The organism is Microlunatus speluncae (assembly GCF_009299835.1).
Classification (GTDB): Bacteria; Actinomycetota; Actinomycetes; order Propionibacteriales; family Propionibacteriaceae; genus Microlunatus; species Microlunatus speluncae.
Window position 1 is genome coordinate 88,050 of the sequence record NZ_VKCZ01000021.1, and the last position, 23,379, is coordinate 111,428.

20 protein-coding genes are annotated in these 23,379 nt (G+C 68.8%); 12 read left to right on the plus strand and 8 right to left on the minus strand.

Annotated elements, in window-relative coordinates:
• Positions 1 to 29 precede the first annotated feature (29 nt).
• Entirely contained in the window at positions 30 to 1,856 is a 1,827-nt protein-coding gene (locus FNH24_RS29905) for a hypothetical protein (RefSeq protein ID WP_161606394.1), read from the plus strand.
• Positions 1,857 to 1,923: 67 nt separating this feature from the next.
• Positions 1,924 to 2,331 (plus strand): hypothetical protein, encoded by a 408-nt coding sequence (locus FNH24_RS29910; protein ID WP_152365929.1) that lies wholly within the window; start codon positions 1,924 to 1,926, stop codon positions 2,329 to 2,331.
• 102 nt (positions 2,332 to 2,433) lie between these two features.
• Here FNH24_RS29910 and groL read toward each other — a convergent pair whose 3' ends face one another.
• Positions 2,434 to 4,065: a chaperonin GroEL gene (gene groL / locus FNH24_RS29915; protein WP_152365930.1), complete on the minus strand. Its 1,632-nt coding sequence runs from the start codon at positions 4,063 to 4,065 to the stop codon at positions 2,434 to 2,436.
• Between the two features lie 442 nt (positions 4,066 to 4,507).
• Here groL and FNH24_RS29920 point away from each other — a divergent pair, with 442 nt between their 5' ends.
• The 4 genes from FNH24_RS29920 to FNH24_RS29935 are packed head-to-tail and all read left to right on the plus strand — an operon-like array spanning position 4,508 to position 7,912.
• The gene (locus FNH24_RS29920; RefSeq protein WP_152365931.1) at positions 4,508 to 5,605 is read left to right on the plus strand and encodes an ABC transporter ATP-binding protein; all 1,098 of its coding nucleotides are present in this window, start codon (positions 4,508 to 4,510) and stop codon (positions 5,603 to 5,605) included.
• Positions 5,602 to 6,276 carry an ABC transporter permease gene (locus tag FNH24_RS29925; protein ID WP_152365932.1) on the plus strand — a complete coding sequence of 225 codons (675 nt, stop codon included), beginning with the start codon at positions 5,602 to 5,604 and terminating at the stop codon, positions 6,274 to 6,276. The genes FNH24_RS29920 and FNH24_RS29925 overlap by 4 nt, the downstream gene beginning before the upstream one ends.
• The gene (locus tag FNH24_RS29930; RefSeq protein WP_152365933.1) at positions 6,273 to 6,995 is read left to right on the plus strand and encodes an ABC transporter permease; all 723 of its coding nucleotides are present in this window, start codon (positions 6,273 to 6,275) and stop codon (positions 6,993 to 6,995) included. The genes FNH24_RS29925 and FNH24_RS29930 overlap by 4 nt, the downstream gene beginning before the upstream one ends.
• Positions 6,992 to 7,912, plus strand: a complete 921-nt coding sequence (locus FNH24_RS29935; protein ID WP_152365934.1) for an ABC transporter substrate-binding protein — start codon at positions 6,992 to 6,994, stop codon at positions 7,910 to 7,912. Before FNH24_RS29930 ends, FNH24_RS29935 begins: the two co-directional genes overlap by 4 nt.
• 680 nt (positions 7,913 to 8,592) lie before the next feature.
• On the opposite strand, the gene FNH24_RS29940 is transcribed toward FNH24_RS29935, so the two are convergent.
• A complete protein-coding gene (locus tag FNH24_RS29940; protein WP_152365935.1) occupies positions 8,593 to 11,445 on the minus strand; it encodes a DUF2961 domain-containing protein in 2,853 nt (950 codons plus the stop codon).
• Between the two features lie 172 nt (positions 11,446 to 11,617).
• On the opposite strand from FNH24_RS29940, the gene FNH24_RS29945 reads away from it, so the two are divergent.
• Positions 11,618 to 12,526, plus strand: coding sequence for a TIR domain-containing protein (locus tag FNH24_RS29945; protein ID WP_152365936.1), 909 nt, complete (start codon positions 11,618 to 11,620; stop codon positions 12,524 to 12,526).
• A 47-nt stretch (positions 12,527 to 12,573) separates the two neighbouring features.
• Here the strand turns inward: FNH24_RS29945 and FNH24_RS29950 are convergent, their stop codons facing one another.
• From FNH24_RS29950 to FNH24_RS29970, 5 genes are all read right to left on the minus strand, one after another.
• Positions 12,574 to 14,196, minus strand: coding sequence for a type 2 periplasmic-binding domain-containing protein (locus FNH24_RS29950; protein ID WP_152365937.1), 1,623 nt, complete (start codon positions 14,194 to 14,196; stop codon positions 12,574 to 12,576).
• A gap of 25 nt (positions 14,197 to 14,221) precedes the next feature.
• Complete coding sequence (locus tag FNH24_RS29955) at positions 14,222 to 15,115, minus strand: carbohydrate ABC transporter permease (protein WP_246187148.1); 894 nt, start codon at positions 15,113 to 15,115, stop codon at positions 14,222 to 14,224.
• Positions 15,109 to 16,092, minus strand: a complete 984-nt coding sequence (locus FNH24_RS29960) for an ABC transporter permease (protein WP_152365938.1) — start codon at positions 16,090 to 16,092, stop codon at positions 15,109 to 15,111. The genes FNH24_RS29955 and FNH24_RS29960 overlap by 7 nt, the downstream gene beginning before the upstream one ends.
• A 141-nt stretch (positions 16,093 to 16,233) precedes the next feature.
• Positions 16,234 to 17,238 carry a LacI family DNA-binding transcriptional regulator gene (locus FNH24_RS29965; RefSeq protein ID WP_152365939.1) on the minus strand — a complete coding sequence of 335 codons (1,005 nt, stop codon included), beginning with the start codon at positions 17,236 to 17,238 and terminating at the stop codon, positions 16,234 to 16,236.
• Positions 17,239 to 17,247: 9 nt separating this feature from the next.
• Positions 17,248 to 17,583, minus strand: a complete 336-nt coding sequence (locus FNH24_RS29970) for an L-rhamnose mutarotase (protein ID WP_152365940.1) — start codon at positions 17,581 to 17,583, stop codon at positions 17,248 to 17,250.
• Between the two features lie 75 nt (positions 17,584 to 17,658).
• Here FNH24_RS29970 and FNH24_RS29975 point away from each other — a divergent pair, with 75 nt between their 5' ends.
• From FNH24_RS29975 to FNH24_RS29995, 5 genes are all read left to right on the plus strand, one after another.
• A complete protein-coding gene (locus tag FNH24_RS29975; RefSeq protein WP_246187149.1) occupies positions 17,659 to 18,825 on the plus strand; it encodes a CaiB/BaiF CoA transferase family protein in 1,167 nt (388 codons plus the stop codon).
• Positions 18,822 to 19,943, plus strand: a complete 1,122-nt coding sequence (locus FNH24_RS29980) for an extracellular solute-binding protein (protein ID WP_152365942.1) — start codon at positions 18,822 to 18,824, stop codon at positions 19,941 to 19,943. Before FNH24_RS29975 ends, FNH24_RS29980 begins: the two co-directional genes overlap by 4 nt.
• A 105-nt stretch (positions 19,944 to 20,048) precedes the next feature.
• Positions 20,049 to 20,504 carry a MaoC family dehydratase gene (locus tag FNH24_RS29985; RefSeq protein WP_175047939.1) on the plus strand — a complete coding sequence of 152 codons (456 nt, stop codon included), beginning with the start codon at positions 20,049 to 20,051 and terminating at the stop codon, positions 20,502 to 20,504.
• Positions 20,501 to 21,580, plus strand: coding sequence for a Gfo/Idh/MocA family protein (locus FNH24_RS29990; RefSeq protein WP_152365943.1), 1,080 nt, complete (start codon positions 20,501 to 20,503; stop codon positions 21,578 to 21,580). The genes FNH24_RS29985 and FNH24_RS29990 overlap by 4 nt, the downstream gene beginning before the upstream one ends.
• Before the next feature lie 12 nt (positions 21,581 to 21,592).
• On the plus strand, positions 21,593 to 21,991 hold the full coding sequence (locus FNH24_RS29995) for a MerR family transcriptional regulator (protein WP_152365944.1): 399 nt from the start codon (positions 21,593 to 21,595) through the stop codon (positions 21,989 to 21,991).
• Here FNH24_RS29995 and FNH24_RS30000 read toward each other — a convergent pair.
• A complete protein-coding gene (locus tag FNH24_RS30000; protein WP_217428631.1) occupies positions 21,960 to 23,213 on the minus strand; it encodes an MFS transporter in 1,254 nt (417 codons plus the stop codon). The genes FNH24_RS29995 and FNH24_RS30000 overlap by 32 nt on opposite strands.
• Positions 23,214 to 23,379: the final 166 nt, after the last annotated feature.

A 23,379-nucleotide genomic window follows, 5' to 3' on the forward strand; every position in this document is an offset into this window, starting at 1 on the left:
GGCCCGCGACCCGCGGCGGCCGGTTGATCATGGACTCTCTCGACGAGCGACTGCTGCAACTCTCCCGGACCGCCGGCGACCGGGCCTTCGACCCCGTGGCCGGCCTGATCGGTGAGCCGGCCGCCTACAACCCGATCCACACCCGGGTCTGGACCGGCACCCGGCATCCGTACCGGGAAAGCAATCTGTACGCCCTCACGCTGCTGGAGACCGGTGAGATCGCGCGGGCCGAGGCGGTGCTCGGCCCGGTGCTGGCGGCGCAGGATGTCGACGACGCCTCGCCGACGTACGGGATCTGGAGCTACTACGCCGAGGAGCCGCTGGCGGCGATGGCGCCGCCGGACTGGAACTGGGCCGACTTCCTCGGCCGCGATCTCGCCTTCATCCTGCTCCGGCACGCCGACCGGCTGAGCCCCGATTGCCGGACCGCGATCGAGACCGCGCTCCGGCACGCGGCCCGGTCGATCATCCGGCGCAACGTCGCCATGAGCTACACCAATATCGCCGCGAAGGGCACGTTCGTCACCCTGGCCGCCGGGCAACTGCTCGATGATCAAGAACTGACCCGCTATGCCGTCGAGCGGGTGGGCCGGCTCAGTGATCAACTCCGGGACGCGGGCAGCTTCGCCGAATACAACAGCCCCGGCTACTGGGCGATCACGATGGAGGCGATCACCGCGATCGGTCACTACGTCGAGGAGCCGGCGGCGGTCGACGGGGCCGGCTGGATCGCGGAACAGCTGTGGCGGCACCTCATCCAGCGCTGGCACCGGCCGACCGGTCAGCTGAGCGGACCGATGGCTCGGAGCTACGGCGATGATCTTGGTACGAACACTCCGGTGCTCGCGCTGCTGGCCAAGGCGACCGGGCAGCAACCACCCTTCGACGCCGTGCCGCTGGACCGGCCGGCCCTGTCGCTGGTCGTCCCGGCCATCCTCGAGTTCGCCGCTCCGGAGGCCGTCCTCGACGCGCTGCTGGACTCGCCGATCGGACAGATCCGGGAGCAGTTCAGCCACAGCACCGTGGCCGGTCGCCGGCACCCGATCCAGGGCACCACCTGGCGAACGCCGCGGGCCACCCTGGGCACGGCCAACACCTCGGAGTTCTGGCTGCAGCGCCGGCCGTTGCTCGGCTACTGGACCGGACCCGACGAGGCCGAGCAGGACCGGCCGTGGGACCGGCATCGGCACGTCCGGCTGCGCTTCTGCAAGGACGACTTCGACTTCTCCTCGGCCGTGTTCAGCTCGGTCCAGGCCGGCGGCCACGTGCTCTGGGCGGTCGGTTTCATCTCCCCGGGCGGCGACGAGCACATCGGCCTGCACAAGATCGAATCCGGTCAGCCGTTCTCTGCCCGCTCGCTGAAGTTGATCTTCGAGGTCGCCGATCCGGACGCCACCGTCCGCGCCGGCTCGCTGCTGCCGACCTCGCCCGACGCGGCGCCGGTCCGGATCGACGCCGGGGTGATCCGGCTCGAGTTGTCCGTGGCCGCGGCCCGGTTCGGGCCATTCCGCCCCCGCGGCCTGACCCGCCGGACGGAGCAGGGGGTTGAGGCGACGGTCGAGCTGCTGCCCGGCGGCAGCGAACGAGAGTTGATCATGAACGAGATCACTGACGGCTATCTGGTCGGCAGCTTCAGCATGATCGAATCCGACGCAGCCACCGGTCGGACGTCCGGGATCGACCTCACCGTCGACGGCGACGTGCTGCGAGCCGGCTGGACCACGCCGGACGGCAACCGGCTGGAGCTGTCCGCCCCGGCGACGATCGGCACCGCCGAACAGCACCTGGCCCGCTACCGCGGTGCGGTCGACGGCGTCGTGGTCGAGGCCCGGCCGCTGACCCGGGGAAGCCGCTAGTCACGGGTCGGTCGGTTTGCCGGACAGGAGGGGATGGCGTCCCTACACTGAAGTCCGGAGGCGTACCATGACCGACCTGCCCCAAACCGACGAACCGGAGGCCGAGGATCTCGCGGCCGCCGAGCCGACTCCGGCCCGCAGCACGATCGCCCGGATCGCCTGGGTGGTGCTGATCTTCCTCGTCGCCGGCTTTGCCATCAACCACGTCGTCGGCGTGGCCACCTATTCCGACACCGACACCGACCGGCTGATGCTCACCGTGTTCGCCGCCCTGAACGTGTACGCGCTGATCGTGCTGCTGATCCCGTACCGCCGACGGGTGCCCTGGGCCTGGGGCGTCACCTGGGTCAGCATCGCGATGTTCGCGATCTGCCCGCTGCTGGTGGAGCCGCCGATCGGCTGGTTCTATCTCGGCGCCGCCGTCGTGATGGCCGCCGCCCAACTGGCCGCGCTGCCCGACTTCCGGCGCGGCTGATCGGCGCCAGGTCACCAACCGCAGGCATGGGAAAGGGGCGGTGCCCCGGACCGCTGAGAAGTCCGGGCCACCGCCCCTGTCTGTCTTACGGGTTGGCTGGACTCAGAAGTCCATGCCGCCCATGCCACCCATGCCGCCGTCGCCACCGGCCGGGGCCGCGGGGGCCTTCTCCGGCTTGTCGGCGATGACCGCTTCGGTGGTCAGGAACAGCGCCGCGATCGACGCCGCGTTCTGCAGCGCGGACCGGGTCACCTTGGCCGGGTCGGGGACGCCGGCGGCGAGGAGATCCTCGTACTCGCCGGTGGCCGCGTTCAGGCCGTGGCCGGCCGGCAGGTTGCCGACCTTCTCCGCGACAACGCCACCCTCGAGGCCGGCGTTGATCGCGATCTGCTTCAGCGGAGCCGAGGCCGCGGCGAAGACGCTGGCCGCGCCGATCGCCTCGTCACCCTCGAGATCCACCGTCGCCGACTTGGCGGCCTGCAGCAGGGCCACGCCGCCACCGGCGACGATGCCCTCCTCGACGGCAGCCTTCGCGTTGCGAACGGCGTCCTCGATCCGGTGCTTGCGCTCCTTCAGCTCGACCTCGGTGGCCGCGCCGACCTTGATCACCGCAACGCCGCCGGCCAGCTTGGCCAGCCGCTCCTGCAGCTTCTCCCGGTCGTAGTCGGAGTCCGAGTTCTCGATCTCGGCGCGGATCTGAGCGACCCGGCCGGCGATCTGATCGCTGTCGCCGCCACCCTCGATGATTGTGGTCTCGTCCTTGGTGATGACGACCTGGCGGGCGCGGCCCAGCAGATCGATCTCCACGGCGTCGAGCTTCAGGCCGACCTCTTCGCTGACGACCTGGCCACCGGTGAGGATGGCGATGTCGGTCAGCATGGCCTTGCGGCGGTCGCCGAAGCCCGGCGCCTTGACGGCGGCGGACTTGAAGACGCCACGGATCTTGTTGACGATCAGGGCGGCCAGGGCCTCACCCTCGACGTCCTCGGCGATCACCAGGAGCGGCTTGCCGGACTGCATGACCTTCTCCAGCAGCGGCAGCAGGTCCTTCAGGCTGCCGATCTTGGAGTTGACGATCAGCACGTACGGATCCTCGAGGGTGGTCTCCATCCGCTCCGTGTCGGTCACGAAGTAGCCGGAGATGTAGCCCTTGTCGAACCGCATGCCCTCGGTGAGCTCGAGCTCCAGGCCGAAGGTGTTGGACTCGTCGACGGTGATGACGCCTTCTTTGCCGACCTTGTCCATCGCCTCGGCGATGATCTCGCCGACGGAGGGGTCGCCCGCGGAGACGGACGCGGTGGCCGCGATCTGCTCCTTGGTCTCGACCGGCTTGGCGACCTTGGCCAGCTCGGCGACGATGGCCACGACAGCGGCCTCGATGCCACGCTTCAGCGCGATCGGGTTGGCGCCGGCGGCGACGTTGCGCAGGCCCTCGCGGACCAGCGCCTGCGCCAGCACGGTGGCGGTGGTGGTGCCGTCACCCGCGACGTCGTCGGTCTTCTTGGCGACCTCTTTGACGAGCTCCGCACCGATCTTCTCGTACGGATCCTCGAGCTCGATCTCCTTGGCGATGCTCACACCATCGTTGGTGATGGTGGGGGCGCCCCACTTCTTCTCCAGTACGACGTTGCGTCCCTTGGGACCAAGCGTCACCTTGACGGCGTCGGCGAGGATGTTCATCCCTCGCTCGAGGCCCCGTCGCGCCTCGGTGTTGAATTGAATGAGTTTGGGCATAGTTCTCCGCGAGTCCTCCCGCGTTGCTGGCGGTGGATCCCCACCGCCGACGGTTGACGAAAATGGCCTACCCCACCCAGCGATGCCCGCGACGGACGACCTCAACCGAGATCTCACCGATGTGTGAGTAGCACTCTCGGTCCGAGAGTGCCAGTTCAATGTTTAGCACTCTGCTACCCCGAGTGCAAACAGTCGGGCCCGGTTCCGGGCAACTCCGCGGCCATTACGGTCCGGTGACCACCCAGAGGAACTCCGCGTCGTTGTCAGCCGGAGTGGATAGGGTCGTTTTCGTTGGGCCTCGTCCCGGACGTGGCACACGCTCAGCGTGTTCAGCAGGGCAGCACTCGAGCAACCTACCGACAAGGGCGGAAGCACTGATGAGAAGCACCCCAGTCCGATCGACGCGGCCCACTCCCGGGGGGCCAGGGGCTCCGGCGGCGCCATGATCACCTTCGAGGGCGTCACCAAGACCTATCCGGACGGCACCACCGCCGTCTCCGATCTCAGCCTGACCGTGCCGTCGGACCGGATCACCGTCATCGTCGGGCCGTCCGGTTGTGGCAAGACGACCACCCTCCGGATGGTCAACCGGATGCTCGAGCCGACCGAGGGCCGGATCCTCTGGGACGAGGAGCCGCTGTCGGCCCGGCCGGTGACCACGCTGCGCCGCCAGATGGGGTACGTGATCCAGAGCGGCGGCCTGTTCCCGCACCGGACGGTGCTGGACAACATCGGCACCGTGCCCGGGCTGCTCGGCTGGACCAAGGCCAAGACCCGGGCCCGCTCGTTGGAGTTGCTCGACGCGGTCGGGCTCGACCCGGCCCTGGCCCGCCGGTTTCCCGGCCAGCTGTCCGGCGGTCAGCAGCAGCGGGTCGGGGTCGCCCGGGCGCTGGCGGCGGACCCGCTGGTGATGCTGATGGACGAGCCGTTCTCGGCGGTCGACCCGGTGGTCCGGGCCGAGCTGCACGAGCTGTTCCTCGGCCTGCAGCGGGAGCTGAGCAAGACCATCATCATGATCACTCACGACATCGACGAGGCGATCGAGCTCGGCGATCAGGTGGCCATCCTCCGGGTCGGCGGCATCCTGGCCCAGGCCGGCACCCCGCAGCAGTTGCTGGAGGAGCCGGCGGACGCGTTCGTCGAGGGCTTCGTCGGCAAGGACCGGGGCTACCGGTCGCTGTCGTTCCAGCCGGCCGACCGGCTGAGCCTGGACGAGGTGCCGACCACGACCGACGCCGCCGGCGCCCGGGGGCGGACGTTGTTGTTGGACGAGGACCGACGGCCGGTCGGCTGGGCCGGATTGCGTGAGGACGGCCGGCCGATGCCCCTCGGCAGCACCTTCGACCCCAGTTCCGACAACCTCCGGACCGCCCTCGACGCCGCGCTGACCTCGCCGGCCGGGTTGGCCGTCGCCGTCCGCGACGGCCGGTTCGCCGGCGTGGTCGACCCCGAGGCCGTGCTGGGCCAGCTGGCCGAGCACCGCAGTGCCGAGGCGCGGGGAGCCGTCGAGGCCGCGGGCTCCACCGAGGCGGCACCATGATCGACACCTCCATCGATCTCGGCTGGATCGCGCGCAACTGGTCCAGCGGGATGAACATCAGCGGCCTGCTGCTCGAACACATCGCGTTGTCGATCATCCCGGTGTTGATCGCAGTGATCATCTCGATCCCGCTGGGCTATCTGATCTTCCTCACCGGCAAGGGTGCCAACGGCCTGCTGGCGGTGCTCGGCGTGATCTATTCGGTGCCGTCGCTGGCCCTGTTCGTCGCCCTGCCCGCGATCATCCCGACCTCGATCCTGAGCCCGATCAACGTCGCCGTCGCGCTGGCGATCTACTCCGTCGCGCTGCTGGTCCGCAGCGTGGTGGACGGCCTCCGCTCGGTGCCGGACACGGTCAAGCAGGCGGCCGCGGCGATCGGCTACGGCTGGTTCCGCCGGTTGCTGGTGGTCGAGCTGCCACTGGCGATGCCGGTGATCTTCGCCGGGCTGCGGGTGGTGACCGTGTCCAACATCGCCATGGTCAGCGTGGCGGCCGTGGTCGGCGGCGGCGCCCTGGGGCAGTTGTTCGATCGCGGGTTGAACAGCTCGTTCCTGACCCCGATCGTCGCCGGGCTGGCGTTCAGCCTGATCCTGGCGCTGATCGCCGACGCCTTGATCCTGTTGATCAAGCACGGGACGCTGCCCTGGGCGCGGGGACGGCGGCTGGCATGAATCTTCTGTCCTATCTCCTCGATCCGGCCAACTGGCCGGGCGGCGGCAAGATCATCGACCTGCTGCTGCAGCACCTGACCTACACGGCGGCCGCTGTCGTGATCGGCGCCCTGATCGCGATCCCGGTCGGCATCTTGATCGGCCACACGGGCCGCGGCTCGTTCCTGGTGATCGGCACCAGCAACGCGGCCCGGGCGATCCCGACCCTCGGCCTGCTGGTGCTGGTGGTGGTGCTGCTCGGCACCGGGATCGAGAAGATCGTCCCGGTCCTGGCGATCCTGGCGCTGCCGGCGATCCTGACTGCGACCGCGGCGGGGATCGGGGGTGCCGACCGCGAGGCCGTACACGCTGCTCGGGCGATCGGCCTGACCGAGACCCAGATCGTCGCCCAGGTGGAGTGGCCGCTGGCCCTGCCCCTGGTGATCTCCGGCCTGCGCAGCGCGACGCTGCAGGTGGTCGCCACGGCGACCGTGGCCGCGTTCGCCGCGGGCGGCGGGCTGGGCCGGCTGCTGATCAGCGGCCAGCGACAGAACGACTACCCGCAGATGTTCGCCGGAGCGGCGTTGATCGCGGGATTAGCCATCGTGCTCGACGTGTTACTGAGTGGCGTGGGATGGCTGGCCGGTCGGACGACCCGTGCCCGGCGCGCGGTCGACCGAGCGGTACTGCAAGCAGAACAAGACACAGACACACCATCACGATCTGAGGCATTGACATGAAACTCAAGACCCTGACCGCGGTCGTCGCCGCCCTCGCCTTCGGGCTGGCCGGCTGCGCGAGCAACAGCAATCCCCTGGGTGAGCAGTCCGCGGCCCCCTCGCAGCCGCAGGACCAGCAGGCGATCGTCGTCGGCTCGGCCAACTTCACCGAATCCCAGGTGCTCGGCGAGCTGTACGCGCAGGCACTGAAGGCCAAGGGCCTGAACGTCTCGACCAAGCCCAACATCGGCAACCGCGAGGTCTACCTGAAGGCGTTGCAGGAGGGCTCGATCTCGATCGTCCCGGAATACACGGGCAACCTCCTGCTCAACTACGACAAGGCGTCCAAGGCCAAGACCCAGCAGGAGGTCGAGACCGCGCTGCCGGAGAAACTGCCCTCCGGCCTGCAGGTGCTGAAGTCCTCGCCGGCCGCCGACCAGGACGTCTACGTCGTGACCAAGGAGTACGCCGACCAGAACGGGATCGCCTCCCTGGCCGACCTGAAGAAGATCTCCTCCGGCGCCATCCTCGGCGGCCCGTCCGAACTGGAGACCCGCGCCTATGGCCCGCCCGGGCTGGAGAGCATCTACGGCGCCACGTTCAAGGAGTTCAAGCCGTACGACTCCCCGGCCGTGAAGTCGCGCGACCTCAACGACGGCAAGATCCAGGTCGCCACCTTCTTCACCACCGAGAGCGTGATCGTCGACAACGGCTACGTGCAGCTCGCCGACCCCGAGTCGATGATCCTGCCGCAGAACGTCGTGCCGCTGGTCACCGACGACATCGCCGGCAACGCCGACGCCAAGGCCGCCCTGGAAGCCGTCCAGGCCGCCCTCACCACCGAGGACCTGACCGCCCTGAACAAGCGCGTCGACTCCGACCACGACGACCCGGGCCAGGTCGCCGGGGACTGGCTCAAGGAGAAGGGCCTGGCCTGACCCACGCTTCACCGCTTACCGCTCGTTCGTTCCCTGAGCCTGTCGAAGGGGCTGGCTGGATCCAGCCGTCCTTAAACGGGGGTGGAGGAGCTGGGTGTTCGTTCCCTGAGCCTGTCGAAGGGCCTGGCTGGATCCAGCCGTCCTTATCGGGGTGGAGGAGTTGGGTGTTCGTTCCCTGAGCCTGTCGAAGCATGTCCTGAGCCTGCCGAAGGGGGCAGGCCAGGTCGCGCCGTTCTCTTCGGTTTCGGCCTAGCGGCCGGAAGGCGCATCGAAGGCGGGCGGGTTTGTCGCGGTCGGCTGAGTGGCGGCCGGGCGCCGGTTCCGGCGGCGGCCGCTGCCGCTGGCTGTCAGTTCGACGGGACCCGGCGCATCACCGGGGCGTCGAGGACTCTGTCGTTCATCGAGTGTGACGTTTCCCACCTGTCGAGCGACGATCGAGGTGGGAAACGTCACACTCGATGAACCCCGAAGCACACCCGGCGACCGAATCAGGTCCGGCCGCCGCCAACCAACTCGACCGGCGCTCACTCCGACCTGCACCCGGCGGCGATTCTCCATCAACTGCGTACCTCGTCCGCCCTCGCTGCGTCTTTCCCGGCCGTTAGGCCGCAATCCGAAAGAACGGCGGGTCCGGCCTGCCCCTTCGACAGGCTCAGGGAACGAACAGGCGCACTCGTTCCTCAGTCGGTGAGCTCCAGTTGCAGGTAGTCGAGGCCGGCCATGTAGCTGGTCGCGTCGGCGTTCTTGCCGGTGACTTCGAGGACCAGGGTGTGGGTCCCGGCGGCGAGTTGGACGGTGCCATAGTCGATCGGGTCGCTGACCTGGACCTCGGGTGAGTTGTAGGCGTCGAAGGGGTCGCCGAGCTGGTCGCCGTCGAGGGTCAGCACGTTGATGCCGTAGTCGGCAGCAAGGGTCTGCACTCCCGTGAGCGAATAGGCGCCGGCGGTGCCGAGCTCGAAGGTCATGGTGATCTTGTTGTCGGCGGCGGTCGGGGTGAACCAGAGCTGGGCGCCGCCGGACCACTCGATGCCGCAGCAGTTGCCCTGCACCTGCAGCGGGCCGGTCGCGACCGCGTCCTCGAAGAGGGACTCGGCCTCGATCCGCAGGGTGTCGCCGGTGGTCGCGCTGACCTCGGGTGAGAACTCACCCGTCTGCCCGGCGGCATCGACGGCGCGGACCCGATAGTGCCAGGTCTGGCGGACGTCCAGGTCGGCGTGGACGAAGCCGGTGCGGCGGGAGATGCCGACCAGGGTGTCGGCCGACGGCGTGAACCCGGAGGTGGTCGAGGCGTGCACCTCGTAGCGCGGGGCGTAGTCGTCGTCGGTCGTCTCCGGCCAGGTCAGCGTCACCGAGGTCGAGTCGTCGGCGTCGGCCGTGACGGCGCCGACCGGGCCCGGGTCCTCGGTGTCGGGAGCCGCGGCCCGGTGGGACAGGGCGTAGTAGGCCGCCGCGTTCCAGTCCGGGCTGCCGTCCGACGGGGTCAGTTCGACCGTGATCGACTGCTTGCCGGCGGTCAGGGCGGCGGGCAAGACGTACGAGTCGTCCAGCCAGCGGCGGGTGTCGTTGCCGAGCGGTTGGGCCCACACCCCGGCCGGCTCGCCGTCGATCTTCACGGCCGCCGCCTGATACGGATCGGACTGATCGGAGACCCGGCGCAGCACGACGCCGAGGTTGTCCGCCGCGACTGCCATCGTGAAGCTGATCTTGGACGCGCTGGCCCGGGTGTCCAGGACGACCGGCTCGGCGGGCCCGTCGACTCCCTCGAAGCGGCTGGTCGATCGGCTCACCTCGCCCGGCTCGGCGGCGGTGTAGTCGTGCGCCTGCTCACTGGCGGCGTCGCCGACGTCGAGCCGGTCGGTCCACTCCAGGGTCCGCTCCGGATTGCCGTACCAATAAGTGGTGGAGCCCTCGACCGCGTCGGCGTCGTTGCCCGGACCGTGCTCGATGCCGAACCTGATCTGGGAGGAGAAGTCGATCGCCTCGGCCAGCAGCAGCCGATACAGCCCGGTGCAGTCATACGTGCAGCCGCCGCCGGACACCTCGTGCGCCGGGTTGCCGGTCAGCGGCGCGCTGAAGACGCCGCGGTTGAAATACCAGCCGCCCTCGTAGAAGTCCTCGGTGCCGGTGCCGTGCTGATCCGGGCTGGCCGAGCCGTCGACGAACAGCCGCTCGTCACCCTCCAGATAGTTGCGTACGTTTCCGGTCGGGATCAGCCCCTCGACGGTGTGCGAGACGCCGACCACCCGGCCGGAGCCGGTGGCCTCGAGGAAGACATGATCACGGCCGAAGTCGGTCCGCTCCCGGTTGGTGGTGGCCCGGAAGTGACCGACCAGCCCGGCCTCGAGCTGCGCCCGCCATTCGGGGTTGTCGGAGATCGCGACCGAGGTGGTGGCGCCGCGAATGGTGATCTTGGAATCGTTGTAGAGCTCGACCTTGGCGCTGCTCGCGTACGGCATCGGCCACCAGGCCCGCAGCGTCCGGGTCTTGGGATCGACGCCGAACATCAGCGACCGCACCGAATACAGGCCGAGGCCGCTGCCGAAGAACTCGCCCAGTGGCGCGTCCACCGTCTGCACGCCGTCGAAGGTGATCCGCAGCCGCACACCGGTCAGGATCTGGTCCGACCGGGAGCTCTCCTCGCTCTGCGCGGCCGTCTTCGGGTCGGGCCGGATCCAGCGCGCCTTGCGCGGATCGAGGCCGGACGGCGACGGCTTGGCCGGGGCCTTGGCGGTGCGATCGACCGGGTTCGTCGCCAGCTGCGGGATCCGGAACTCGAGCCCGGTCAGCGCGCCCGGCTTGCTGCTCTCGGCCAGCACCACCGACGCCTGCGGCGCGATCCGGGCGATCTGCTCGACCGTCCGCGGGTTCGGCTGGGCCGGTTTCGGATCGGCGGTGCCGGCGGCCTTCAGGGTCTTGATCACGTCCAGCGCCTGATCGTCGGGATCGAAGGTGGCGATGCCCTCCGGCTCGGCGAACTCGCGGTAGTTCACGTGGTAGAAGAGCGGATTGTGCTGGGTCGTGATCACCATCTCGGACCGGTACGGCATCGGCACCTTGACGTAGACGCCGCCCGAGCTCTGATCCGCGTTCGCCACCAGGGGGTAGACGAACGGGGCGCCGAGCTCGCCGTCGACGAGATCCTGCAGCGAGGTGTCGACGACGGTCTCGCCGTCCAGCTCGATGGTGATCTTGCCGGTCTTGCTGACGTCGCCGCCGTCCCGGGTGAACCAGATCGACGCGATCTCGCCGGCACCCCGGTGCTCGGCGATCACACAGCCGCCCTCGCTCTGCCGCAGGCAGGAATGGGCGCCCTCGAAGCCGTCGTTGTTGCCGTCGGTGCGGTCGAAGCTGGAGAACTGCAGCGAGCGCGAATCCCGGTCGAGCTCGCCGAGCCGGTCGAGCTGCCGGTACGTGTCCCAGCCGACCGGGCCGTGCCGGACGGGTTCGGACTTCGGGGCGGATCCGGGGGCTGCCGCGGCGGTCGGGACGGTGCCGGACGCGAGCGCGCCGATCACCATCACGAGCGCAAGCATGAGACTGAGCCGGCGGAGCCCGCGAGTTGAGTTCGGCATCGAACTGCCTCCTGGCCGTGTAATCGATTTCGAGCGATGCAACCCGATCACGGCATGGCGTGTCAACCCCCGGCCGGTGATCATCGGCACCGATCACGCCCGGCGCAGCCCGAAATGATCTTAGGATTCGGAGGTGATCAAGCCCCGAATCTTTCTCGGTTCCTCGGGCCAGCAGGCGGCCCTACTGGACGCGCTGACAGCCGGACTGCAGGATGTGGCCGACGTCGAGCCGTGGACCATCGTGTTCAACCCCGGCACCTCGACCCTGGAGCGGCTCGTCGAGCTCACCCGCGAGGTCGACTTCGCGGCGTTCATCTTCGCGGCGGACGACTGGACCAGCCACGGCGAGGCGCCGGGGATGGCCTCGCCGCGCGACAACGTGGTGTTCGAGGCCGGCCTGTTCGGCGGCGTGATCGGAATGCGGCGGACGTACATCCTGCATGCCGACGGCGCCAAGCTGCCGACCGATCTGCTCGGCCTCACCTGCGTGCGGTACGCCGAGACCGGCCCGGCCGCGATCGACGAGATCAACCGGAAGCTCCGCACCGCGATCGAGGCCGAGGGGCGGCTCGCACGGGTCGAGGGGCTGTGGTGGCAGCACTCACTCACGCTGCGGACGGAGCAGGAGCCGTCGGCGGTCAGCCTGCTCCGGGTCACCCGCGATCGCCAGGGCTCGCTGCAGGTGAGCGGGGCCGGCTGGCAGGAGGACGGCACCATCTCGGTGCGCTATCGCAGCGTGGCGACCAAGGAGCAGAGCGACCCGTCCGGCGTCTTCTACTACTGGAACGGCGAACGGCCGCGGCACCCCGACGCGCCGCAGCTCGAGGGCACCGCGGAGATCAGGATTGAGTCGGCCGACCGGGCCGCCGGCTACTGGATCACCCGCTCGGACAGGGATCCGCTGCTGAACACCCGGACCTCCGGCATCTACCTGCGGGCGGACCCGGCCGACGCGGCGATCATGGACGGCTCCGACCCGAAGCGACGGGCCGAGTTGATCATGACCAAGCTCGAGGAGTGGCAGGCGATCGCCAACTCCTGACCCGGACCGCATCCTGGAGTTTGATCACAACCACCGAGGATAGGAATTCACCGGAGACCGGAGTTCTGGTAGCTGACCTGCAGCAGTTCCTTGTAGCGGGCCAGGCCCATTCCCTCGAAGCCCGCGACGTAGGAGTCCCAGTCGGACTCCAGGTCCTTCGACCCGGTCATGAACTCCACCGAGCTCTGGGCGATGTAGCTCTCGAGGTTGGTCTGCAGGGTGGCCAGCTCGCTGGCATCCTCCGGCGCGACCCACACCCCGTGGAAGGGAAAGCTCAAGGACCGGTCTTCGGATCCCTCGTACAGCTTGGTGGCCTGCTGCAGTCGGCGTTCGTACCCGGCCGTGCTGTAGATGTCGTCCGGCACGACCTGTCCACCGCGATACTCGCGCGTGTTGCGATACTGCGCCATCGGCTGCCAGGCCGTGTTCTCCGGCGACTGCAGCACCTTGTACAGGGCCGGAACCCCTTCCACCAAAGGCTTGTCACCGGGTCCGGGCTTCTCCCAGTCCTGTCCCTCGACGCCGAACACGCCCTCGGTCTCGCCCTGATCGGTGAACAGGTAGTCGAGCAGCTTGATCGCGGCGATCCGGTCCCGTTCGCTCGCCTTGTTGGTCAGCACGAAGGTGGCACCGGGGGTCGAACTGACGGCGTACGAGGCGTAGGCCAGGCCCTGCGGCCCCTTCAGCGGCGGGATCGCGTTGTAGCCGACGTCTCGCTTGTCCTTCTGTTCCAGGGTGATGAAGAACCGCGGATGCAGGGTGGGCACGCCGCCGAGGAGGACGGCATCCGGGTTGTCGCCCAGCTTCTGCAGGGCTTCCTGGTTCTGGCTCAGCGCGCCCTTGTCGATCAGGCCTTCCGCCATCAGCTGATGCAGGTAGCGCAGTCCCTCGCGCCAGCCTTCCTTGTCGGCCTGGATGTCGACCGTGCCGTTGTTCAGCACCACGGTGCTCTTGTTGTTGATGCCGGCGATGAAGGAACCCATGAAGTAGGGCAGGACGTCGGAGCCGACGGCGGACGACAGCGGCACCTCGTCGGCTTTGCCGTTCCCGTTGGGATCCTGGGTCTTGAAGGCCTGCAGGACGGTACGGAACTCGTCGGTCGTGGTCGGAGACTTCAGGTTCAGCTTCTTCAGCCAGTCGGTGTTCAGCCACAGCTTGCCGGGATAGCTGCAGTGGTAGCAGTCGATCCACTGGCCCAGCCCGTAGATGTTGCCGTCGGGCGCGGTGGACATCGCCCGATAGTCCGGATTGGCGTCGAGTTCGGCCTGGATGTGCGGCGCATGTTCCTTGATCAGATCGTTGAGCGGCATCGCGACGCCCTGCTGGCCCAGCTTCAGCAGCTCGGTCGGATTGAACTGGTCGACCCACGGGATCAGCAGGAACAGGTCGGGATAGTCGCCGCTGGCCAGCGAGATCTGCCGCTTCTCGGCGGCGGCCCCGGCGTCCCAGGTCGTGGTCTCCCAACTGAACTCGATCCCGAACTTCTCCGCCATCTGCTTGCTGAAGGCATTGGTGCTCAGATCGGTCGTGGCTCCCTGGGGAGCGAAGACCGACAGTTGGACCGGGCCGTTGGGGTTCTCGTCCTCCGGCGCGGCCTCCGTGCAGGCGGCCAGGGAGAGGCTCGCCGTCAGCAGCAGTCCGATGGCGCCGGCGACACGATTGCGTGACATGAGTGCTCCTTTGCGGGTTCTTGGGTCAGCCCTTGATCGCGCCGATCAGGACGCCCTTGGTGAAGTAGCGGGCCACGAACGGATAGATCACCAGGACCGGCACGCTGGCCACCACGATGAGGGAGTACTTCAGCAGGTCCGACAACTGCTTCCGGTCGGCCTGCATCGCGACATCGGTCATGGTGGCGGGGTTGTTGAGGATCAGGATGTTGCGCAGCACCAACTGCAGCGGTTGCAGACTGCTGTCCTTGAGGTAGATCAACGCGTCGAAGTAGGCATTCCACTGGCCGATCGCGTACATCAGCGCGATCACCGCGATCATGGGCTTCGACAGTGGCAGCACCACCGACCAGAGGAAGCGGAGATCACTGGAGCCGTCGAGTTCGGCGGCCTCGGCCAGACCCTCCGGAATGGCCGACCGGAAGTAGGTCCGGGCGATGATCACCTGCCACACGGCGATGGCGTTGGGCAGCAACAGCGCCCAACGGGTGTCCAGCAGGCCCAGCTGCTGGACCACCAGGTAGGTCGGGATCAGACCGCCGCTGAACAGCATGGTGATCAGCACCAGGGCCATGATCACGTTGCGCCCGCGGAATCCCGGCCGGGAGAGCGGATAGGCGATGGCGATCGTCAGGCTCGTGCTGATCACCGTCCCCGCCACGGTGTAGAACAACGAGTTTCCATAGCCGGTGAGGATCTGCGGGTTGCTCAGCACTGCCTCGTAGCCGCGGAGCGAGAAGTCGACCGGCCAGAGCAGCACGTGGCCGGACGAGACCGCGGCCGGGCTGGAGAAGGAGCTGGCGACGATGTGAACCAGCGGCACCAAGATCACGATCAGGCCGACGGTCAGCAGCAGGTAGACCGCGATCATGAAACAGCGGTCGACCAGGGTGTCCTTGATCCGGGTCGGCTTCACCACAGACCACTTCCGCTGAGCCGCTTCGCCGCCAGGTTGACCGCGAGCAGCAGGACCAGGTTGACCACCGAGTTGAGCAAACCCACGGCCGTCGCGATGCCGAAGTCGGCGTTGAGCAGACCGGTCTTGTAGACGTAGGTGGCGATCACCTCGGAGTTCATCAGGTTGATCGGGTTCTGCAGCAGGAACACCTTCTCGAATCCCACCGCCATGATGTTGCCGACGCTCAGGATCAGGATGATCATCGCAGTCGGCAGGATTCCGGGAATGTCCACGTGCCAGATCCGGCGCACCCGCGAGGCACCGTCCACCTTGGCCGCCTCGTAGAGCGCCGGGTCCACCGCCGACAGCGCCGCGAGATAGATCACCGCGGCATACCCGGTGGTCTGCCAGACATCGGACCAGACATAGACGTGACGGAAGTAGGTCGGATCACCAAGCAGGTCGGGCGCTTCCACGCCGAAGAAGCCGAACGCCCGCGACACCAGACCCAGCCGCGGCGCGAGGATCAGGATGATCATCGACACCACCACGACAGTGGAGATGAAGTACGGAGCGTAGGTGACCAACTGCGCGGTGCGCCGGAACCAGCGCGCCCGCACTTCGTTCAGCATCACCGCGAGCATGATCGGCAGCGGGAATCCGGCCAGCACGGCATAGCCGGACAGGACCAGCGTGTTCTTGATCAGCGTCCAGAAGACCGGGTTCCGGAAGAACGCCTCGAAGTGCCGGGCGCCGACCCAGGGGCTGCCCCAGATGCCCTTGACCACGCTGTAGTTCTTGAAGGCGATCACATTGTTGGCCATCGGGACGTACTTGAAGATCAGGAAATACAGCAGCGGGATGATCACCAGCAGATAGAGCTGCCAGTGCCGACGCAGCGCCTTCCGCCACCGAGCGGACCCGGTGTTCGAGCTCGTTCGTCGTGCCGGCGACGTCGGTGGGGCGGCCGGGTGGCGCGCCACTGCCACGTTTCGCATGTGCCTCCCTGCATCCAGCGAACTGGCGGACGCACTGAACAAACGTTTGTTCAGGCGATACGGGAACGATAGCATATATAGGCGTACGAGCGACTCTATGCAGCGGCGGATCTTGTCGACGGCCGCCGACGGTGGCCGAGCTCAACCGCGGTCGGCGACCGACTCCCTGACGATCACCTCGGGCGCGACGTCGTCGAGGAGTTGGTCCTCGCCCGGCCGGCCCTCGAGCCGCCGGTGCAGCGCCTCGACCGCCTGCTCCCCCAGCCGATCCAGCGGCAGCTTCACCGTGCTGAGCGGCGGCCAGGTGTGCGCGGCGGTCCAGGCGTCGTGGATCGCGATCACCGACAGCTCGCCGGGCACCGACAACCCGATCCGGCGGGCCTCGGTGAGCACCCCCATCGCGGCGTTCACGTTTCCGACCACGACGGCCGAGGGCGGGTGCGCGGCGCTCATGATCGACTCCAGTGCGGGCGCCGCGTCCGGCACCGTGTAGCCGACCCAGGTGATCGCCTTGGGACTCACCGGCAGCCCCGCGTCGCGCATCGCAGAACGGAACCCGGCCGCCCGCAGCCGCGCCGTCAGCAGCGACCGCGGCCCGTTGATCAGACCGATCCGGCGATGGCCACGCTGGATCAGGAACTCTGCGGCCACCCGGCCGGCGGCCTGATCGTCGAGCATCACGCTGCCTCGCCGATGCCGCATCCTGGAGTTGATCACCACCACCGGGGCGGTGCCGGCGACGGCGGCCAGCGACTCGGTGGTGTCGGCATCGCGCCCCTGCAACAGGAAGCCGTCGACCCGCCCGTCGTCGAGCAGCCGGGAGATCCGGGCCTGGTCGGTCAGCGCCTCGGACCGTCCGAGCAGCACCGTGTAGCCGAGCCGCGCCGACGCCTCCTCCACGCCCCGCATCAACTCGGCGAACAGCGCGTTGGTCAGGTCAGGAACCACCAGCCCGATCGTGTACGTCCGCGCCGACCGGAGCGCCCGGGCCGCGTGGTTGGGCCGATAGCCGAGCCGGTCGGCGGCGCGCTGCACCCGCTGCCGGGTCTCTTCGGTCGCCCGGGTCGCAGGGTCGCCGTTCAGCACCCGCGAGACCAACCCCACCGACACTCCGGCGGCGGCGGCGACATCCACCAGGCGAGCCATGGCGCGATGCTACCGAACGGCGTCCCGCTGCTCCGCCAGTCGCCAGACCTGCCCGAGCAGCTGTCCCTCCGGTCCGTCGCCGGCGCTGACGAACCGCTCGACGTGCGGTCCGATGAAGGCCTGCCAGCGCAGGTTTGCCGGATCGTCAGCCAGGGCAGCCATGGCGGCCGCGTAGTCGTCGCACTCGACCAGGTGGAACAGGTCGGCGCCACTCCGCCAGATCGTCCAGTCCCGAATCCCGACCCGCGCGAAGGAGGCAGCCAGTTCGTCCGGGATGGTCACATGGTCGCGCTCGTACGCTACCTCGGCGCCGGGCTTCAAGATCGAATGCAGGGCGACCCGCATGTGCAGCTCCTCGCTATGAACAAACGTTTGTTCATGTTAGGGTCCTGTCCCGGGCCAAGTCAACGGAGGATGCGCGTGGACAGCACGGAACCACCCCTGGACGGTGTGCGGGTGCTCGACTTCAGCCAGTTCCTGGCCGGCCCGGTGGCCGCGTTGCGGCTGGCCGATCTCGGCGCGACCGTGATCAAGGTCGAGCGGCCACAGGGCGGGGACATCGGCCGCAAGCTCGCCTTCGCCGGCCGCTTTGTCGACGGCGACACGGTCTCCTTCCACGCGATGAACCGGAACAAGTACGGCATCACCGCCGACCTCAAGAATCCGGCCGACCTGGAGCGGGTCAGGTCGTTGATCACGCAGTGCGACGTGATCATCCAGAACTTCCGTCCCGGCGTGATGGAGCGGATCGGTCTCGACTACCCGGCCGTGCGACGACTCAATCCGGCGATCGTCTACGCCAGCGCCAGCGGCTACGGTGACGACGGCCCGTGGCGGGATCGGCCCGGCCAGGATCTGCTGGCCCAGTCGCTCTCCGGCTTGCCCTGGCTGAGCGGCTCGGCCGACGCGGGACCGGTGCCGATCGGCCTGTCGATCGCCGATCATCTGACCAGCTGCCATCTGGCCCAGGGCGTCACCGCGCTGCTGGTCCGCCGGTTCCGGACCGGCGCCGGCGGCCTGGTCGAGACCAGTCTGCTCGAGGCCGTACTCGATCTTCAGTTCGAGCTGCTCAGCACCCGGCTGAACGACGCGTCGGTCACCGTCCGGCGCGGCGGCCGGTTCGCGGCGCATGCCTTCCTGCCCGCCCCGTACGGCACCTATCCGACCCGGGACGGCTATCTGGCGCTGGCGATGAATCCGGTGCCGGAGCTCGGCCGGCTGCTCGGCATCGATTGGCTGGCCGCACTGACCGACGAGGCGGCCTGGTGGGAGCAGCAGGACGCGATCGCCGAGGCGCTGGCCGAGCGGCTGCGAACCGAGGAGACCGAGCACTGGTTGAAGATTCTTGACGCCGCCGACGTGTGGTGCGCCCCGGTGCTCACGCTGGAGGAACTGCTCGACCATCCCGGTTTCGCGGCCGCCCGGATGACCCAACAGGTCGAGCGCGGCGCGACCCGGCTGACCACCACCCGCAGCCCGATCCGGATCGACGGCCGGACCCTGACCAGTGATCGCGCGGCCCCGCGACTGGGCGAACACGACGGTGTGATCGACCGGGAGCTGCTGGACGGAGGTCCCGCCCGATGATCACACTGCGCGGCGTCACCTGGGAGCACCCCCGCGGTTACGACTGCCTGGTGGCCGCGGCGGCGGCCTACCGGGAGCTGACCGGCGTGGTGATCGAGTGGCAGCACCGATCCCTGCAGGCGTTCGCCGATCAGCCGCTCGCCGGGCTGGTTGCTGATCACGACCTGTTGGTGATCGATCATCCGCACATCCCGCAGGCGGCCGCCGAGGGCCTGTTGGCACCACTGGACGGGCACGGCCTCGACGAGGAGCTGGCCGACCTGGCCCGGCACAGCGTCGGCCGGTCGCACGAGAGCTACGCCGACGCGGGCCGGCAGTACGGTCTCGCCACCGACGTGGCCGCCCAGGTCGCCGCCTACCGGCCGGACCTGTTGCCGGAGCCGCCGCGGGACTGGCCGGCAGTGCTCGAGCTGGCCCGCACCGGCCGGGTGCTGTGGCCGGCCAAGCCGATCGACGCGTACTCGAGCTTGATCACCGTCGCCGCGGGCTCGGGCCATCCGCCGGCGGCCGAGCCGGGGCGGTTCCTTGATCACGATGCCGGTCTGGCGGCGTTGGACCTGCTGCACCGGCTGGCCGAACTGGTCCCGGTGGCCAACCTCGATCACAACCCGATCCAGGTCGCCGAGGCGCTGAGCGGCAGCTCGGACTGGTCGTATGCGCCGCTGCTGTTCGGCTACACCAATTACAGCCGGGTGGGGTTCCGGAAGCATCGGCTGCGCTACACCGACATCCCGATGATCAACGGCGCGCCCGCCGGATCGCTGCTCGGCGGCGCCGGGATCGCCGTCTCCGCCCGGTCGGCCAGGACCGACGAAGCCCGCCGATTCGCCCTCTGGGTCGCCTCGCCCGACGTCCAGCGCGGCGTCTACTTCGACGGCGGCGGCCAGCCCGGCCACGGCCTCGCCTGGGACGACGACCGGCTGAACGCCGAAACCCTCGACTTCTTCCGCGGCACCCGGGCCACCCTGGAGGCGGCCTACCTGCGACCCCGAACCGTCGGCTACCTGGAGTTCCAGGACGCAACTTCGCCCTGGGTCACCGCCGCGCTGCGCCGGGAGCTCTCCGACGACGAGTTGCTGCAGCGACTGGATCAGGCGGCGGAACGATGGCTGAAATGATCATCTGGCCTGCCCTTCGACAGGCTCAGGGAACGGATCGGGGGCGTTCGTTCCCTGAGCCTGTCGAAGGGCAAACCAGCTGCACGGCAACGAGGTGAGGTGATCATGCAAACCATCGACCGTTATTTCGAGGACTACCCGATCGGCGAGACGCGGACCACCCAGGGTCGGACCGTGACCGAGGCGGATGTGGTGCTGCACGCCGGCCAGACCGGTGACTTCTTCCCGCATCATCTGGATGCCGAGTGGTGCGCCACCCAGCCGTTCGGGCGGCGGATGGCGCACGGCACCCTGATCATCTCGATGGCGGTGGGGATGACCGCCGGCGACATCAACCCGCAGGCGATGAGCTACGGCTACGACAAGATCAGGTTCATCAGGCCGGTGTTCATCGGGGACACGATCACCGTGACGGCGGAGATCACGGAGAAGGCCGATCACCGGCGGGAGCCGGACCGGCTCGGCTATCTGCACGAGCTGGTCACCGTGACCAACCAGCTCGGCGAGACGGTCACCGTGCTGACCCATCTCTACCTGGTCACCAAGGGGCCCGCATCATGATCGAACTCTTCGCCGAGATCGACGCGGCGGTGAGGATCGGGCTGCCCGAACGGGCCAGACGCCCGATCGGGATCATCGGGGCCGGCGCAATCGTCGACGTGGCTCACCTGCCCGCCTACCGGAAGGCGGGACTGGAAGTGGTGGCGATCACCGATCTCGATCCGGCCAAGGCGGCCGACCTCGCCCGGCGGCATGGCATCGAGACCGTGTCCGACAGCGCCGCGGCGATGCTCGGCGATCCACGGATCGAGGTGATCGACATCGCCGTCACCGCGGGCGCCCAGCCCGGGCTGGCGCTGGCCGCGATCGAGTCCGGCCGGCCGGTGCTGGCCCAGAAGCCGTTCGCCCCCGACGTCAGCACCGGGCAACGCGTCGTCACCCTGGCCGCCGAGCACGGCGTACCGATCGCGGTCAATCAGCAGCTCCGGTTCGACGAGGGCATCGCCGCCGCCCGCCGGATGGTCGAGCTCGGCTGGATCGGCGAGATCACCGCGATGTCGATCATGGTCGACATCAGGACCGACTTCTTCGGCGGCTGGCCGTGGATGCGTGAGCTTGATCGGGTGGAGATCACGTACCACTCGATCCACTACCACGATGTGATCCGCTGGTTCCTGGGCGAACCGAGCACCGTCTTCTGCGCCGCCGGCCGGTTGCCCGAGCAGGCCGGCCGCGGCGAGACCCGGACCATCTCCACCTACCTCTACGACTCCGGCGTCCGGGCGATCGTCCACGCCAACCACGACAACACCCACGGCGACAACAGCGCCACCTTCCGGATCGACGGCACCGCCGGCGCGATCCGCGGCACCCTCGGCCTGCTCTACGACTATCCGCACGGCCGGCCGGACACGCTCGAACTGCACAGCACCGAGTTGGCGACCGACGGCTGGCTGCCGTACCCGATCACCGGCCGCTGGATCCCCGACGCCTTCGCCGGTCCGATGTGCTCCCTGCTGAGTCACCTGGCCGACGGCACCCCGCTCCGCTCCTCCGGCGCCGACAACCTCGGCACCCTCCGCCTGATCGAAGCTCTCTACACGTCGATCGACGAAGCCCGCGCCGTCCACCTGTGATCGAATCGGGGGATGGGCGGGTATACGACGATCCGTGAGGTGGCCGAACACTTCGAGCTGCCGTTGTCCACGCTGCACTATTGGGAGCGGCGCGGGCTGATCACGCCCGAACGCCGGGCCCGGCAGCGGATCTACGACACCGATCAGGTCTACCGGATCGCCTTGATCAACCAGTGGCGGCGGACCGGTCGGCTGAGCATCGAGGAGATCGCCGAGCTGCTCAACGCCGACGAGCACTGGCGGGACCGGGTCGACCGCCGGATCGCGGACGTCGAGGGCCAGCTCCGCGATCTTGAACGCGCCCGCGCGTACCTGCTGCACCTGCGCACCTGCCGACACGGCCCGGCCCTGGAGCGCTGCGCCGGCTTCCGGCGCGAGGTCAGCGTCCCGGCGAGTGCGCTCCCGGCATGATCAATCCGGCCAGCAGGGCGGCGACCGCCAGACACCCGGCGGCCACCGCGAAGGCCGGAGCCTGGCTGTGCGCCACAGCGGCCAGCGTCGACAGCACCGCCAGCCCGACGGCGCTGCTGGTCTGCCGGACCGCGTTCAGCACGCCGGCGGCCAGCCCGGCCTGACCGGCCGGGATCCCGCCGGTCGCCGCCACCGTGATCGGGGTGAACGCCGCCGCGCTGCCGAGCCCGAGCAGCACCCCGGGCAACACCACCGAGATCAGGTACGGCTGCCGCCCGGCGATCAGGATCGCGGCCAGGGCGAACCCGAGCCCACCCACGGCACAGCTGATCATCGTCACCACCCGCGGCCCGAACCGAACGGTCAACCGGCCGGCCAGTTGGGCGCCGACGAACATCGCGGCACCGACCGGCAGATAGCCCAGCCCGGCCTGCAGCGGGGTGAATCCGAGATCGTGCTGCAGATAGAGCGACAGCAGCACCGGGCTGGCGAAGAATCCCAGCCCCAGCCAGAGCATGATCAGATTGCCGCCGACGACCTGACGCAACCGGAAGATCGACAACGGCAACAACGGTCGCCGGGACCACCACCGCTGATGGGCGACGAAGCCGGCCGGCGGCAGCACCCGGAGCGCGACCACGAACGCGGCGAGACCGGCCGGCAGGGTGACCCAGAAGACGGCGGGCCAGCCCAGCCACTGGGTCAACGGTCCGCCGATCACCGGGCCGAGCGAGGCGCCGGCCGCGCCGACCGCGCTCCACACCCCGAGCACCCGGGCCCGCAGCTCAAGATCATCGGCGAGCGAGGTCAACAGCGCCAGCGTCGCCGGCACCAGCAGCGCTCCCCCGAGCCCCTGAGCGGCGCGGACCGCCAGCAGCACCGCCGGCATCGTCGCCAACCCGGCCGCGCACCGGGCGACGATGAACAATCCGAGCCCGATCAGGTACGCCCGCCGCAGCCCGATCACGTCACAGAGCCGGCCGCCGAGCAACAGGAAGCCCGCGAACGTCAGCGTGTAGGCGTTGATCACCCAGGCCAGCGATCCGGCCGAGAAGCTCAGCGCCGTCCCGATCCGCGGCAAGGCCACCGACACGATCGTCGCATCCAAGATCACCAGAAACGTCCCGGCACACGCGATCACCATGATCATCCGCTGCCGCCACAGCTGCCCGGCCCGCTGCCCCGCGTCATCCCGCACCGCCCCCTGCCTCACCTGCGTCACCACTCCCTCGTCCGGGCCCCACCGCCTCGCCTCCGAGGCGACCTGCCGATCGTCGCGACTCAACCGCGGTTGAGTGCAAGCCGAGCTGCTGGGCGCGCCGAGCGCCTGATCTCCACGAGATATCGGTCACTTCGGCCGCGTAGTCGCGGCCAAGTTGACCGCTATC